Source organism: Phenylobacterium sp. (assembly GCF_004799395.1).
In the GTDB taxonomy this organism is placed as follows: Bacteria; Pseudomonadota; Alphaproteobacteria; order Caulobacterales; family Caulobacteraceae; genus Phenylobacterium.
In genome coordinates this window covers 1-14300 of the sequence record NZ_SSMZ01000050.1, presented here as the reverse complement: position 1 = coordinate 14300, position 14300 = coordinate 1, and the positions used below count along the sequence as shown (strand labels likewise).

Below are 14300 nucleotides of genomic sequence, written 5' to 3'. Positions count from 1 at the left end.
CTCAGCGACTTGCGACAGAAAGGTCAATGCATAAGAAGAACCTCTGGGTGTCACAAAGCATTTTTGACACGTGGAATAGCCAACCATGCGAACATTTATTGCACTAACCCAATATGGGCCATCAACTGTGCAACTTCCCACCAGCAAAGAGAAACGGCACCCTCGCATTCTAGCAGTTGCCACTGCAGGTCGCGCCAGGCCTCCTCGCGGTCCTCGAAGGCCGCCAGGCTGTCGCAGTCGATGGTGTGGACGGTGAGCCCCTTGCCGTCATCCTCGATGATGCCGACGATCCGGTCGCCCGGCACCGGCGAGCAGCCCTCGTGGAAGTGGATGCTGACGCCCGGCGTCAGGCCTCCGCCGCGGACGTAGAGCTTGGCGGCCTTGCCGTCCTCGATGCGGTGGCGCGCCGCAGCGGCCTTCTTCTCGTCGGCCTTTAGACCCGGGAACAGAGCCTCCAGCACCTGCGGCGGCGAGACCCGGCCGCGGCCGACGGCGCTGAACAGCTCATCCTCGGTGGCGACGCCGAAGCGGTCGAGCGCAGGCCTGAGCGAGACGTCCTTGCGCGACTTGCCGGCCGCCTCGAAGGTCTGGTCGACGGTGGCGCGGCCCAGCCGGGTGAACTCCTCCTTCTCCGTCTGGCGGATGTGGCGGCGGATGGCGGAGCGGGCGCGGCCGGTGATCGTGATCGAGCGCCAGTCCGGCGGCACCACGGGCTTGCCGCCGCGGATCACCTCCACCACGTCGCCGTTCTGGAGGACCGTGCGCAGCGGTTTCAGCTCGCCATTGATCTTCACCCCGATGCAGGTGTCGCCGATGTCGGTGTGCAGCGCATAGGCGAAGTCCAGCGGCATGGCGCCGGTGGGCAGACTGACCAGACGGCCCTTCGGCGTGAACACGAACGCCTGGTCGAGGAACATCTCGAGCTTGGCATGCTCCATTAGTTCCTCGGCGTCGCCGCCGTGCTCCAGCACCTGGACGAGGTGGCGCAGGTTGACCAGCGGGTCGCGGCCGCCGGCGGCCTTCTGATGCTCCAGGTCGAAGCCGTAGGACTTGTCCTTGTAGCGCCAGTGGGCCGCCACGCCCTCCTCGGCCACGCGGTCCATGGCCTCGGTGCGAATCTGCATCTCGATGCGCATGCCGCGCGGCCCGACCACCGTCGTGTGCAGGGACCGGTAGTTGTTGCGCTTTGGCGTGGAGATGAAGTCCTTGAACCGCTCGGGGATCGAGGGCCAGGCGCGGTGGATGACGCCCAGCGCGCGATAGCAATCGTCCTCGCTGTCGACGATCACCCGGAAGGCGTAGATGTCGGAAAGCTGCGAGAAGCCGATCGATTTGCGCTGCAGCTTTCGCCAGATCGAATAGGCGTTCTTCTCGCGCCCGAAGACGCGGGCGGGAATCGCGCCCTCCGCCAGCCGCTCGGCGATTTCGCCGGAGACCAGCGAAACGGCGCCGCCCTGCTGCTGGCGCAGGGTCTCGAGGCGGCGGCCGATGGCGTCGCGGGCGACCGGGTTCAGGTGCTCGAAGGCGAGCTCTTCCAGCTCGGTGCAGATACGGTGCACGCCGATGGAGCGGGCGAGCGGGGCGTAGATGTCCAAGGTCTCGCGCGCGATCCGCTCGCGCTTGGCGGGGCTGGCGATGAACTGCAACGTGCGCATGTTGTGCAGGCGGTCGGCCAGCTTTACCAAGAGGACGCGGACGTCGCGGCTGATCGCCAGGATGAATTTCCGCAGGTTCTCGGCCTGGCGCAGATGCTCCGACGAGAGCTCCAGCTTGGAAAGCTTGGTGACGCCCTCGACCAGTTCGCCGATCTCGGTCCCGAACAGCTCGTCGATCTCGGCGCGGGTGACCGGGGTGTCTTCGATCACATCGTGCAGCAGAGCCGTGACGATGGTCGCGGTGTCGAGGCGATAGTCGGTGAGGATGCCCGCCACCTCGATGGGGTGGGCGAAATAGGGATCGCCGGAGGCCCGTTTCTGCGCCCCGTGCATGCGCATGGCGTAGACATAGGCGCGGTTCAGCAGCGCCTCGTCGGCGGTTGGGTCGTAGGAGCGGACCTTCTCGATCAGCTCGAATTGGCGGAGCATTTTCGGACGCGTGGACGCAACCCCCTTGAGGGGAACTGCGGCGGGAGTTGGGGCGTCCTTAGAGGGGGCGGCGGTTTCAGGCGCCGCCTTGGTCGTGAGAGGTTCTGCGCCTTCCGGGCTCAGTACCGCTCCTCCTGACCGCCATCGCGGTCGCTCTGCAGCGCGCGGACCAGTTCCAGCTCGCTCATCTGCATGTGGGTGGGATCGGCCAGCAGGGCCAGGGTCTCGGCCTCTTCCTCGGCTTCCGAACGCTCGTCGACGCGTTGCAGCGAGGCGATCACGCTTTCGCGCAGTTCCTCGCCGTCCACCACGTCATCGGCGATCTCGCGCAGGGAGACCACGGGGTTCTTGTCGTTGTCGCGGTCGACCAGGATCTGGGCGCCGGCCGAGATGGCGCGGGCGCGATGCGCCGCCAGCAACACGAGGTTGAAGCGGTTGGGCACCTTTTCGATGCAGTCTTCGACAGTGACGCGAGCCATGGAATCCTCGGAACGGGGGGAGAACCGAGGAAAATAGAGGTTCGGGGACCATTGTGCAATGCCGCAAAGGCCTCAGGGGCCCGTGACCCGCTGTCACTTCCCGTTCACCACGCCCGGTTGCAATTGCTCAACCGATGAGAAGCTAGGGTGGCGCCTCAGTATCGCCCCCGGAGCCCGCGATGTCGCCCCAACCGTCCTCGGGGCCCCCTGCCCGCCAGGAACGCTTTCCCTGGGAGCCGGAGTCGCTCAACCGCGCCAACCTGGCGACCGCGGCCGTGCGCCGGTTGCTGTCCCAAAAAATCCCGCCGCGCGGGGGCCATGCCCAGACCCTGCTGGTGGCCGCCGGCGCCCTGGTGGGGTTCGCCGCGCAGAACTCGGCGCTGGAACAGGGCGAGCTGCTGACGGCGCGGCGCGACCTCGTGGCGCCCGAGAGCCTGATGCTGCGCCGCTCGGAGGACGGCCAGCGCTACCTGGCTGGCCGCTGGGTGAGCGCGCCGCTGCTGCTGGGCTTCGGCCATGGGTTTCCGCTGCAGCGGTTCGTGGTGCAGGCCGCCTCCAAGGCAGGCGCCGCGCGCACCGACTTCGCCGACTATTGGGAGCTGGAACGGACCATCGCCAAGGCCGCCGCCCGGGGCGAGATCGGCCGGCTGCAGGCGCTCGAGGGCAGCGGGAACCTGGCCCGGCCGCAGCATCTGCTGCGGGTCCTATGGCCCTCGGTTCGCCGGATCGTAACCGCGCCCATGCCGCTGGAGATGACCGATGAACCGGTGCTCAACGAAGCCCACTGGCCGATCGCGCTTTCCGTGGTGGCCGCCCGGCTGATGGCGCTGACGGCGGAGACCGTAGCGCCGAAGCTGGCCGCCGGCCTCGTCATGGAGGCCGCCTTCGTGGCCGCCACCCTCGATCCCGACCTGGTCGATCCCGGCCGCTGGACCCTCGCGCCTGGCCCCCGCGGCCTGCAGATCGCCCGCGACGACCGGCGCCGGCGGGTGGTGGCCTAGGCTGGCCGGGCGTCTCGCCCGACCCTCGCAGCTGCCGCCAGTTCGACCGCCGTCCGGCCCAGCGCCGGATGCGTCCAGTCCGGCGCGATCTCGGCGAGCGGCCCCATGACGAAGAGGCGCTCGTGCGCCCGGGGATGCGGCAGGGTGAGGCCCGGACCGTCGCTCACCTGGCGGCCATAGGCGATCAGGTCGAGGTCGAGGGTGCGTGGACCGTTGAATTCGCCCCGCTCCCGGCCAAACTGCCGCTCGATGGCAAAAAGCGCCTCCAAAACCGCGCCGGGAGGGCCGTTCGCCTCGACAATCGCGACGCCATTACGATATTCCTTGCCCTTCGGATCGGGCCAGGCGGCAGAGCTCCACCAGCGCGATCGGGCCAGCACGGGCAATCCGGCCTGGGGGAACCGCGACAGGGCCGATTCAAGCAAGGCTTCGGACGACGGGTGATCGCCGGGCATATTGGAACCCAGGGCCACGATCACCGCCTGATCCAGCCCCACGCCATCGGCGCCTGCATATTTCGACATTGGGAATTTTGAGACGATGACCTTTTACCCCACCGACCGCCTGGCGTTGTTCATCGACGGCTCGAACCTCTACTCCGCGGCCAAGGGCCTGGGCTTCGACATCGACTACCGCAAGCTCCTGGAGGAGTTCCGCAAGCGCGGCGTCCTGGTGCGCGCCTACTACTACACCGCCCTGGTCGAGGACGAGGAGTACTCGCCGATCCGCCCGCTGGTCGATTGGCTTGACTACAACGGCTATTCGCTGGTGACCAAGGCCGCGCGGCAATACACCGACAGCCAGGGCCGCAAGCGCTGGCGTGGCGACATGGACGTCGAGATCGCCGTCGACATGATGGAGATGGCCGCCGGCGGCGCCGACCATCTGGTGCTGTTCTCCGGCGACGGGGACTTCCGGGCGCTGGTCGCGGCGGTGCAGCGCAAGGGCGCGCGGGTGACCGTGGTCTCGACCGTTAAGTCGCAGCCGCCGATGGCCTCGGACGACCTGCGCCGGCAGGCGGACAGTTTCGTCGACCTGGCGGACCTGTCGGACATCATCGGCCGGCCCTCGCGCCTGCCGCGGTTCATCCAGGAAGCGCGCAGCGAACGGCGGCACGAGGACGAACCCGAGGCCGATGCCGAGGTCTAGCTGGGGGCCCGAAGCCGGCGTCGATCCCGAACCGCCGCGCGACTGCCCGCTCTGCCCTCGGCTGGTGGCCTACCGGGCGGAGAACGGCGCGGCGCACCCGAACTGGTTCAACGGTCCCGCGCCCTCGTTCGGCGATGAGGACGCGCAGTTGCTGGTGGCGGGCCTGGCCCCCGGCCGGCAGGGGGCGAACCGCACCGGCCGGCCCTTCACCGGCGACCATGCCGGAATGCTGCTCTACGCGACCCTGAAGAAGTGCGGCTTCGCGACCGGCGACTACGATCCCGATGGCGACGACGACCTGCAGCTGGTCGACTGCATGATCTCCAACGCCGTGCGTTGCGCGCCGCCGGGCAACAAGCCGGAGACCTCGGAAGAGAACCACTGCCGCCCGTTCCTCACCGCGCGCATCGCCGCCCTGCCCCGGCTGAAGGTGATCGTCACCCTGGGGGACGTCTCGCGGCGCAACGTACTGAAGGCGCTGGGGCTGAAGGCCTCGGCCGGCCTGCCAGGCCACGGCACGGAATTCCAGGCGGGGCCCTATGTGGTGTTGAACAGCTACCATTGTTCGCGGCTCAACACGAACACCGGGCGGCTGACGCCGGAGATGTTCGAGGCGGTGTTCCGGCGCGCAAGGACGCTGATTGGATGGTCGGACGGTCGGGCGGCCTGAAAGTCCTGGAGAGCTAGGCCCGTCGAACAGCCCGCAGGATGATCAGCAGCAGGGCGGCGCCCACAAAGCCGGTCAGTATCGCCGAGATCCATCCGGTGCCGACGTGGATGTGCAGCACGCCGGCCAGCCAGCCACCGATGAAGGCGCCGATGATGCCGACCACGATGTCGCCGATCAGGCCGAAGCCGCCGCCGCGCACGAAGGTCCCGGCCAGCCAGCCGGCGACCGCGCCAATGATCAGCCAAGCAATCAGACTGTGGGTGTCCATGGGTTGTTTCCGCTGTTTGGCGCGGCGCCAAGTCGGCGCGGCGTCCTGTGGGTGACCTAAGCTTGACCGGTGGCGAAAGGTTCCCAGAGACGGCCGGCCCCGGCCCCGCTAGGCTCGCGCCAGCTTAAGCCTCCCATGGATTCCCCAACCTTGAAGACGCCCCTGCTCCTCGGCCTCGCCGCCTGCGCCGCCGTGCTCGCCGTTCCCGCCTTCGCCCAGGACCTGAAGGTCGACCCCGCCGAGCACGATGCGGCCCTGGACCTGCTGAAGAAGGGCATCGCCTTCCGCACCGTGATCCCCGGCGACCAGGTAAAACCCTACGCCGAGTACCTGAAAAGCGTGCTGGTGAAGGGGGGCTACAAGCCCGACGAGGTGAAGATCGAACCGCTGCTCGGCACCGCGATCCTGGTGGCCCGCTATCCCGGGACCGATCCCTCGAAGAAGCCCATCGTGGTCATCGACCACATGGATGTGGTCGAGGCCAAGCCCGCCGACTGGACACGCGATCCGTTCACCCCGGTGGTGGAGAACGGCTATGTCTTCGGCCGCGGCGCCATCGACGACAAGTTCGACGTCTCGATGGTGATCACCGTCCTGGCGAAGCTGCGCCATGAGGGCTGGAAACCCGGGCGCGACGTGATCCTGGCGCTCTCGGGCGACGAGGAGACCCTGCAGCAGACAGCGCGGAAGTTCGCCGGTGATCTGAAGAACGCCGAGCTGGTGCTGAACGGCGACGCCGGCGGCGGCGAGCTCAGCGAGGACGGCAAGCCGCTGGGCTACGGCATCCAGGCGGCCGAAAAAACCTATGCCGACTTCCAGATCGTCGTCACCAATCCCGGGGGCCACTCCAGCCGGCCGGGCAAGACCAACGCCATCTACCAGCTGTCGCACGATCTGGGGCGACTGGAAGCCTACCGCTTCCCGGTGATGACCAGCGAGATCACCATGGCCGGGTTCAAGGCCACCGCGCCAGTGCTGCCCGGACCGGTCGGCGATGCGCTGCGCCGCTATGTCGCCAACCCGAAGGACCAGGCCGCCATCGACGTGCTTTCCGCCGATCCGGACTTCGTGGGCCAGCTGCGCACCACCTGCGTGGCCACCATGATCGAGGGCGGCCACGCCACCAACGCCCTGCCGCAGAAAGTGACGGCCAACGTCAACTGCCGCATCTTCCCCGGCGTCTCGTCCGACAGCGTCCGCGCCACGATCGCCCAGGTGATCGCCGACCCGCAGGCGAAGATCGAGCGGGCCAACGACGGGGCCATCGACGCCGGCGCCTCGCCCCTGCGTCCCGATGTGCTGGCCGCTGTCACCAAGGCTGTGCACGCGCGCTATCCCGGCCTGCCGATCGTGCCGAACATGTCGGCAGGTGCGACGGACTCCATGTTCTTCCGCGCGCTGGGCGTACCGGCCTATGGCGTCGGCGGGGCGTTCATGAAGGGCTCCGACGACTTCGCCCACGGCCTCAACGAGCGCGTGCCGATCGCCAGCATCGACGGATCGCTGTTCCAGTGGGAGAGCGTGCTCAAGGACCTGGCGAAGTAGGCGTCAGCGCCAGTAGCGGTAGGTCCAGACCGGCGTGAATCCGGCGGCGCGGTAGATGCGCCGCGCCGGGTTGGGCGCCTCGACCTGCAGCAGCACCTTTTCGAAGCCGCGCGAACGGGCCTCCCGGCCGAAGGCGCCGAGGATGGCGCTGGCGTAGCCTTTGCCGCGGTGCGCCGGCGCGGTGCGCATGCCGTGGATGCCCGCCCAGACCTTCCCGAAGCTCATCGCCCCGACCGCCTGAACCTGATCGCCCTCGCCGGCTGCGCCATAGACCGCGCCCGGCGAGCGACTGAGGACCGAGACCCGGAAGGCGCCGTCCGCCGGGTCGAAGCCCTCGCCAAGGAAAACCGCCGCCCAGGCGTCGGTTGGGCGCGCCAGGATTGTCGCGGAAGATTCTGAAAAAGCGGCGAGTTCTGCGGCAGAACCGGTCTTGAAGACGGTCGGCTGCTCCGGCGCGTAGCCGCGGCGGCCGAGCTCGGCGCGGACCGCCATCAGCGCCTGCGCCTCGGCGATGCGAAAGCCGGGCTTCAGGCCCCGGTCGCGATAGGCCTGCTCGATCTCGCCGATCGCCTCGGGACCGAGATCATGGCGCAGCGGAACCGCGCTCTTGGCCCGGCCGATCGTGCCGTTGTCGAGAGGAACCAGCCAACCGCCGATTTCCAGGACATCCGGCGGGGCGACCGCGGCGACGGTGTCGCGCTCGAGGCGCTCGATCTCCGGGCCGTCCAAGCTCAGCCCTTCTCCCGCATGAGCCGGGCCTTGTCGCGCTGCCAGTCCCGCTCGGCGGTGGCTTCGCGCTTGTCGTGGTCCTTCTTGCCCTTGGCCAGCGCCACTTCGAGCTTGGCCAGGCCCCGGTCGTTCCAGAAGAGCTTGATCGGGATGATCGTGCGGCCCTCGCGCTGCACGGCGCCGATCAGCTTGTCGATCTCCTTGCGCTTCAGGAGTAGCTTCCGGTGGCGGCGCGGCTCGTGGTTGAAATGCGGGCCGGCCTGGGCGTAGGGCGGGATATCGGCGTTGACGAGCATGATCTCGTTGCCCTCTACCGCCGCATAGCTCTCGGCGATGTTGGCGCGGCCATTGCGCAGGGATTTCACCTCTGACCCGGTCAGCGCCAGGCCCGCCTCGAAAAAGGACTCCAGGAAGTAGTCAAACCGCGCGCGGCGGTTTTCCGCGATCAGCTTTCGCGGGGTCTCGGAGGCGGCCATGTCAGATCACGCCCGCGTCCCGCATCGCCGCGAGGACTTCCTTTCGGGACGCTTCGCTGGCCGGCACAATCGGCAGGCGCGCCTCTTCAGCGCAGAGGCCCAGGTGCGCCAGGGCGAACTTGGCGGGCGACGGCGAGGCGTCGGAGAACAGCGCCTTGTGGAGGCGGATCAAGCGGTCCTGGCCGTAGAGCGCGCCCTTCCACTGCCCCGCCATGGCGTCATTGAAGAAGGCGGAGACCTGTTCCGGCGCCACGTTGGCGGTCACCGAAATGCAGCCGTGGCCGCCGTGCGCCATGTAGCCGAGGGCGGTGTCGTCGTTGCCCGAGAGCATGACCCAATCCTCGCCGCACATCAGCCGCTGGGTGCTGGCGCGGGGCAGATCGCCGGTGGCGTCCTTGATTCCGACGATATTGGGCAGCTTTGCGAGGCGCGCGAGCGTGTCGTTGGAGATGTCGACAGCGGTGCGCGACGGCACGTTGTAGATCAGCACCGGCATCTGCACAGCGTCGTTGATCGCCGCATAGTGGGCGTAGAGGCCCTCCTGGCTGGGGCGATTGTAGTAGGGCGTAACCACCAGGGCCGCGTCGGCGCCCACGGTCTTGGCGTGGCGGACCAGCTCGATGGCTTCACGGGTCGAGTTGGAGCCGGCGCCGGCGATCACGGGCACTCGGCCCGCGGCGGTGGCGACGCAAAGCTCGACAACCCGGCGGTGCTCATCGTGGCTAAGAGTCGCACTCTCGCCCGTGGTGCCCACCGGCACCAGGCCGTGGACGCCGCCGGCGATCTGGCGCTCCACGAGGCGCACGAAGGCGTCTTCGTCCACCTCCCCATCGCGGAACGGGGTGACGAGGGCGGGAAGGACGCCCCGGAACATAGGCTCGGTCATGGAATGCAAATTGCCGTGATTGGACGCCTGGCAAGGCATCGTTCAGATTCGGCGCGACAATATGATCGGGTAGGCATTGCCCGCAATGTCCTATTGATTCGTTTCGGGTTCCGTTGGGCGTCACGTGAACAGACTAGCGCGCAAGGCCGTGTTGATCGCAGGCGTCGCCGCGATGGCGAGCGTGGCCGCGCGCGCCCAGACCGTCGATCCCCTAGGCGACCTGCTGGAGAGCGTCACCAAGCCCTCGGTCATGGGCGATGCGCCGCTGCAGCCGGCCAACGCCTCGCACCGCCTCACCGACCGCGACGCCGGCCTGCTACGCCAGGCCATCGAAGCGGCGCGGCGGGCGAATGTAAATGGCGCGCGCGACGCCATCTCGCAGATGGGCGACGGGCTCGCCCGCAAGACCGCCACCTGGGTGCTGATCGACTGCGACGCCGACATGGTGGGCTTTTATGACGTCGACAACGCCCGGCGCGAGCTGGCCGGCTGGCCCCGCGCGCAGCGCCGCCAGGCCGCCGCCGAGCGGCTGTTGGAGACTGCCGGCAAGACTCCGCAACAGGTGGTCGACTGGTTCGCCGGCTCCGAGCCCGCCACGGCCCAGGGGGCCATGGCGCTGGCCTCGGCCTACCGCGGCCTGAGCCGCACTGCCGACGCCACCGCGCTGGTCAAGCATTGGTGGCGCGACAAGAGCTTCGACGAGAACGCCCAGCGCGCCATGCTGGCCCGCTTCGGCGACGTGCTGACCGGCGAGGACCACCTGCGCCGCGCCGACGTCCTGCTCTACGGCAAGGAGCTGGGCGCCGTACGGGACATCATGGCCCTGTTGCCGGCCGATCAGCAGCAGGCGGCCCGAGCGCGCCTTGCGCTGCGCGGCGACGCCCGCGATGCGACGGACCTGGTGGCCATGCTGCCGCCCGATCTGGCCCAGTCGCCGGGCGTGGCCTTCGAGCGCGCCGCCTTCCTGCGCCGCAAAGGCATGGACATGCCGGCGCTGGAAGAAGTGAGCTACTTCCCGCACGAGGTGACCAGCGCAGATCAGGGCGACCGCATCTGGGACGAACGGCGCCACCTGGTGCTCTCGGCCCTGCGCGCCGGCGACGCGCACTTGGCCTACGCCGCCGCGGCCGACAGCGGCTTGACCACCGGCGCATCGGGCGCCGACGCAGAATTCGACGCAGGCTGGTTGGCGCTGACCAAGCTCAACGACCCCGCCAAGGCCGCCAAGCATTTCGCCAATCTGGAGCGCATCGGCACCTCGCCGGTGACCCGCGGCCGGGCGTTCTACTGGGAAGGCCGCGCCGCCGAAGTGCGCGGCGACAAGACCGCCGCCCAGGGGTTCTATGCCCAGGCCGCGCGCTACAACACCTGCTTCTACGGCATGCTGGCTGCGGAAAAGCTGGGTCAACGCCTGACCCTCGCGTCCGATCCGCAGATCAGTTCCGAGGCCCACGCCGCGTTCGAAGCCCGCGACGAGATCGCCGCCACCCGCCTGCTGTTCGATTACGGCCAGCGCGACCTCTTCAAGGTGTTCGTGCTGAACCTCGACGACATCCTGCCCACCGTCGAGGACGAGGCGCAGCTGGTTGACCTGGCCCGCGGCTATGGCGACATGGAGCTTTCCATGAAGGCCGCCCGCGCCGCGGCGCAGCGCGGCTACATCCTGCCGCAGCGGGCCTATCCGATCCGCAGCGCGCCGGACGGAGGCGCGGCGGAGCCGGCCCTGGTGCTGGCGATCACCCGTCAGGAAAGCAGCTTCGACCCGAACGTGCGCTCCGGCGCCGGCGCGCGGGGCATGATGCAGCTGATGCCGTCCACCGCGAAGATCCTCGCCCGGCGCATCGGAGTTTCTTATTCGCCGTCACAGCTGGACGAGCCCGAGTACAACATGCGCCTCGGCGCGAGCTTCCTGGGTCAGCTGGTGAGTCAGTTCTCCGGCTCCTACGTGATGGCGGCGGCCGGCTACAACGCCGGGCCTGGCCGGCCGACCCAATGGACACAGTTCTGCGGCGACCCGCGCGGCGGCGCGACGGATCCGGTGGACTTTATCGAGTGCATCCCCTTCTCGGAGACTCGCAACTACGTCATGCGGGTAATGGAGAACATGCAGGTCTATCGCGCCAAGCTGGCCGGCGGTTCGATCCCGATAACGCTCTCGGCCGACCTCAAGCGCGGCGCCTACGGTGTGGCCCCCGTGAACCCATTGCCGACGCTGGCCGACAGCTCGACGACCGGGCGCTAACCCTTCGGCGTCCTGAGGTAGGCGGCGGCGAAGAGGATTCCCCAGAGGAAATCGAAGCCGGCGAAGACCACCACCGGCGTCTGAACCCGCCCTTGCATCCACAACACCGGCACGATCAAGGCGAAGGGGAATTTCTCGATCATGCCGGCGATCATCGCCGGGCGCAGCCGCACCGGGTCCCGGGCGATGATCAGGAACAGCACCTGGCAGGCGATCCCCACCAGGACGAAGCCGTAGAAGTATTCCGGATGGCTGAGCAAGGCCGCGGGCGCGGCGATCCGGCGCTCCAGGAACAGGAACGGCGTCAGCAGTATCAGGCCATAGATGCCTGCGGCGTTGAACACCCATCTGGTGAAACGCATCGGCAAGCTGACCGTCAGTCGGTGATGAGGCCGTTCAGGAGCCCGTCGAGGGTCACCTGGATGAGCTCGTCCGCCGGCGCCCAGCCGAAGTTCGGACGCGAGGCGTAGAGCGCCACCACGCCGTGCGTGGACATCCACAGCGCTTGGGCCGCAGAATCCGCCGAGCCGGTGCGCAGGCGCGCGCAGGCGGCGATCTCGCGCACCACGCCGCGGAAGATGTCGTAGCACTGGGCGCCCATGTCGGCCGTGCCCTCGGGCCAGGGCGCCGCGGAGATGATGCGCGGTCCGGAAAACACCAGCTGATAGGCGTTCGGATGCTGCAGGCCCCAGCGCATGTAGGCCTCCAGCATCATCCGCACCCGCACCACAGGGTCGAGCGGCCGGGACGCGAATTCGCGGTTGCGCTCCAGCAGCAGCTTCAGCGTCCCCTCGCAGATCTCGAGGAGGATGCAGCTCTTATCCTGGAAGTGCATGTAGAGCGCCGTCGAGGAGACCCCCACTTCGTCGGCGATCTTGCGGATCGTGGCGCCCTCATAGCCCTCGGCGATGAAGATGCGTTCAGCAGCCTCGAGGATTTCGGCGCGGCGGAGATGGCCGTCGCCCTTGGCCTTGCGGGCGGAGCGGCGTGGAGGTGTGACGGCGACCGACAATGGCGTCTTTCTATGGTTCCCTTCCGCTACGGGACCCCAATTCCGCCATTGTGACAAGTGCGGTTACAACCACTGCGAGGGCGCGCCGGACGCGCTTCTCGTCTGGACGAGGCGGCCCGCGACCGCGTAAGCGCGGACCATGAGCGGCTCGGAGCCCCCAAGGACGCCCGTCGTCAACGACCTGCCCAGCGTGATGCGCACGCGGGGCTGGGCCGACTATGGGCTGATCGACAGTGGGAACGGCCGCAAGCTGGAACGCTATGGCCGCTTCACCGTGGTGCGGCCCGAGCCACAATGCCTGTGGACGCCCGCCCTGCCCGCCCAGGCCTGGGAGGCCGCCGATGCGGTGTTCGATCCCACCGACGAGGAGGACGCCGGGCGCTGGAAGCTGAAGGGCCAGGCGGCCCTCCTTTCAAATGGGGAACCCTGGCCGCTGGGCTGGGGCAACGTGAAGTTCAATGGCCGCTTCACCAGCTTCCGCCACCTGGCCTTCTTTCCCGAGCAGGCGGCGAACTGGGAATGGCTGGACGCCGCGGTGCGCGGCGCGGCGGACCGCGGCCAGCCCAGGGTCCTCAACCTGTTCGGCTATACCGGCGTCGCCAGCCTTGTCATGGCGGCGGCGGGAGCGGCGGTGACCCATGTGGACGCCTCCAAGCGCGCGGTGGCCTGGGCGCGGGAGAACGCGGCGCTGTCGGGCCTCGCCGAGCGGCCGATCCGCTGGATCACCGAGGACGCGCGCAAATACGTCCAGCGCGAGGTACGGCGCGGCTCGAAATACGAGGGGATCATCCTCGACCCCCCGAAATACGGCCGCGGGCCGGACGGCGAGGTCTGGAGACTGTTCGAGGACCTGCCTGAACTTGCCGGCCTATGCGCCGAACTTCTTTCGGAAAACGCCAAGTTCCTGGTGCTGAACGCCTATGCCGAGCGGATCAGCGGCGCGGCCCTGTCAGGGCTGCTGGCTGACAAGCTGAAGGGCCGTAGCGGCGCCATCGAATGGGGTGAGCTGGCCCTGGTGCAGGAAGACGGCGCCCGCGAAATCGGCATGAGCTTCTTTGCCCGATGGCAGGCGAGCGGGGCGCAGTCATGAGCAGCCGCGCGGTCACCTCGCTGGCCAACCCGACGGTGAAGGCCGTCCGCGCGCTGCACCTGCGCAAGGAACGCGACGGGACGGGCCTGTTCGTCGCCGAGGGCCTGAAGGCGGTGATCGAGGGGATCGAGACCGGCCACGCACCGGCGATCCTGATGCACGGGCCCGACGCCAGCGCCCATCCGTTGACCAAGACCGCCGTGGCCGCGACCCTCGCCGCCAACGGAGAGGTGATCGAGGTCACCCGGGACATCCTGGCCAAGGTGAGCCGGCGGGATAATCCGCAGGCCGTCGTAGGCGTGTTCCGCCAGGTGTACGCCGATCTGGCGACGATCGAACCGCACGCCGCGCACTGCTGGGTGGCGCTGCACCGGGTGCGCGACCCGGGCAACCTCGGGACCATCCTGCGCACCGCCGACGCGGCTGGCTGCGGCGGGGTGATCCTGGTGGGCGAGTGCTGCGATCCCTATTCGGTGGAGGCGGTGCGCGCCACCATGGGCTCGATCTTCGCCGTGCCGCTGATCAAGGCCTCCGAGGCGGAGTTCGCGGCCTGGCGCAACGGCTGGCCGGGTTCCGTGGTCGGGACCCTGCTGACCGCCGAAGTCGATCATCGCGAGGCCGCATACGCGCGCCCAACCCTGATCGTAATGGGCAACGAGCAGCAGGGCC

Annotated in this window: 15 protein-coding genes and 1 pseudogene; 7 read left to right on the top strand and 9 right to left on the bottom strand. The window is 68.5% G+C overall.

The annotated features are described in order from the left end of the window. Window positions 1-179: 179 nt before the first annotated feature. Both E8A12_RS03415 and rpoZ read right to left on the bottom strand, forming a co-directional pair. Window positions 180-2084, bottom strand: a pseudogene (locus E8A12_RS03415) (bifunctional (p)ppGpp synthetase/guanosine-3',5'-bis(diphosphate) 3'-pyrophosphohydrolase); the annotation flags it as partial. A gap of 119 nt (window positions 2085-2203) precedes the next feature. Continuing rightward, the gene (gene rpoZ, locus E8A12_RS03410) at window positions 2204-2563 is read right to left on the bottom strand and encodes a DNA-directed RNA polymerase subunit omega (RefSeq protein WP_293366351.1); all 360 of its coding nucleotides are present in this window, start codon (window positions 2561-2563) and stop codon (window positions 2204-2206) included. A gap of 179 nt (window positions 2564-2742) precedes the next feature. On the opposite strand from rpoZ, the gene E8A12_RS03405 reads away from it, so the two are divergent. Then, window positions 2743-3564, top strand: a complete 822-nt coding sequence (locus tag E8A12_RS03405) for a hypothetical protein (protein WP_293366350.1) — start codon at window positions 2743-2745, stop codon at window positions 3562-3564. Here E8A12_RS03405 and folK read toward each other — a convergent pair. Next, complete coding sequence (gene folK / locus E8A12_RS03400; protein ID WP_293366349.1) at window positions 3561-4061, bottom strand: 2-amino-4-hydroxy-6-hydroxymethyldihydropteridine diphosphokinase; 501 nt, start codon at window positions 4059-4061, stop codon at window positions 3561-3563. The genes E8A12_RS03405 and folK overlap by 4 nt on opposite strands. Window positions 4062-4104: 43 nt before the next feature. Between folK and E8A12_RS03395 the strand changes: the two genes are divergently transcribed. Both E8A12_RS03395 and E8A12_RS03390 read left to right on the top strand, forming a co-directional pair. Then, on the top strand, window positions 4105-4713 hold the full coding sequence (locus E8A12_RS03395; protein ID WP_293366348.1) for an NYN domain-containing protein: 609 nt from the start codon (window positions 4105-4107) through the stop codon (window positions 4711-4713). After that, entirely contained in the window at window positions 4700-5383 is a 684-nt protein-coding gene (locus E8A12_RS03390; protein ID WP_293366347.1) for a uracil-DNA glycosylase, read from the top strand. Before E8A12_RS03395 ends, E8A12_RS03390 begins: the two co-directional genes overlap by 14 nt. A gap of 13 nt (window positions 5384-5396) precedes the next feature. Here the strand turns inward: E8A12_RS03390 and E8A12_RS03385 are convergent, their stop codons facing one another. Next, window positions 5397-5651, bottom strand: a complete 255-nt coding sequence (locus E8A12_RS03385; RefSeq protein WP_293366346.1) for a GlsB/YeaQ/YmgE family stress response membrane protein — start codon at window positions 5649-5651, stop codon at window positions 5397-5399. A 150-nt stretch (window positions 5652-5801) separates the two neighbouring features. On the opposite strand from E8A12_RS03385, the gene E8A12_RS03380 reads away from it, so the two are divergent. Continuing rightward, a complete protein-coding gene (locus E8A12_RS03380) occupies window positions 5802-7196 on the top strand; it encodes a M20/M25/M40 family metallo-hydrolase (RefSeq protein WP_293366345.1) in 1395 nt (464 codons plus the stop codon). A gap of 3 nt (window positions 7197-7199) precedes the next feature. Here E8A12_RS03380 and E8A12_RS03375 read toward each other — a convergent pair whose 3' ends face one another. The 3 genes from E8A12_RS03375 to dapA are packed head-to-tail and all read right to left on the bottom strand — an operon-like array spanning window position 7200 to window position 9287. Continuing rightward, on the bottom strand, window positions 7200-7925 hold the full coding sequence (locus tag E8A12_RS03375; protein WP_293366344.1) for a GNAT family N-acetyltransferase: 726 nt from the start codon (window positions 7923-7925) through the stop codon (window positions 7200-7202). 2 nt (window positions 7926-7927) lie between these two features. Beyond that, a complete protein-coding gene (gene smpB, locus E8A12_RS03370; RefSeq protein ID WP_293366343.1) occupies window positions 7928-8401 on the bottom strand; it encodes an SsrA-binding protein SmpB in 474 nt (157 codons plus the stop codon). Between the two features lies 1 nt (window position 8402). Continuing rightward, window positions 8403-9287 carry a 4-hydroxy-tetrahydrodipicolinate synthase gene (dapA, locus tag E8A12_RS03365; protein ID WP_293366342.1) on the bottom strand — a complete coding sequence of 295 codons (885 nt, stop codon included), beginning with the start codon at window positions 9285-9287 and terminating at the stop codon, window positions 8403-8405. Window positions 9288-9411: 124 nt separating this feature from the next. Between dapA and E8A12_RS03360 the strand changes: the two genes are divergently transcribed. Beyond that, window positions 9412-11529: a lytic transglycosylase domain-containing protein gene (locus E8A12_RS03360; RefSeq protein ID WP_293366341.1), complete on the top strand. Its 2118-nt coding sequence runs from the start codon at window positions 9412-9414 to the stop codon at window positions 11527-11529. Here the strand turns inward: E8A12_RS03360 and E8A12_RS03355 are convergent. Both E8A12_RS03355 and E8A12_RS03350 read right to left on the bottom strand, forming a co-directional pair. Then, window positions 11526-11891 (bottom strand): hypothetical protein, encoded by a 366-nt coding sequence (locus tag E8A12_RS03355; protein WP_293366340.1) that lies wholly within the window; start codon window positions 11889-11891, stop codon window positions 11526-11528. The two genes, E8A12_RS03360 and E8A12_RS03355, sit on opposite strands and share 4 nt — an antisense overlap. Window positions 11892-11905: 14 nt before the next feature. Then, a complete protein-coding gene (locus E8A12_RS03350) occupies window positions 11906-12541 on the bottom strand; it encodes a TetR/AcrR family transcriptional regulator (protein ID WP_293366339.1) in 636 nt (211 codons plus the stop codon). A 139-nt stretch (window positions 12542-12680) separates the two neighbouring features. On the opposite strand from E8A12_RS03350, the gene E8A12_RS03345 reads away from it, so the two are divergent. Then, on the top strand, window positions 12681-13631 hold the full coding sequence (locus tag E8A12_RS03345) for a class I SAM-dependent methyltransferase (RefSeq protein ID WP_293366338.1): 951 nt from the start codon (window positions 12681-12683) through the stop codon (window positions 13629-13631). After that, a partial coding sequence (locus E8A12_RS03340; RefSeq protein WP_293366337.1) for an RNA methyltransferase occupies window positions 13628-14300 on the top strand: 673 nt, incomplete at its 3' end. The genes E8A12_RS03345 and E8A12_RS03340, both read left to right, overlap by 4 nt.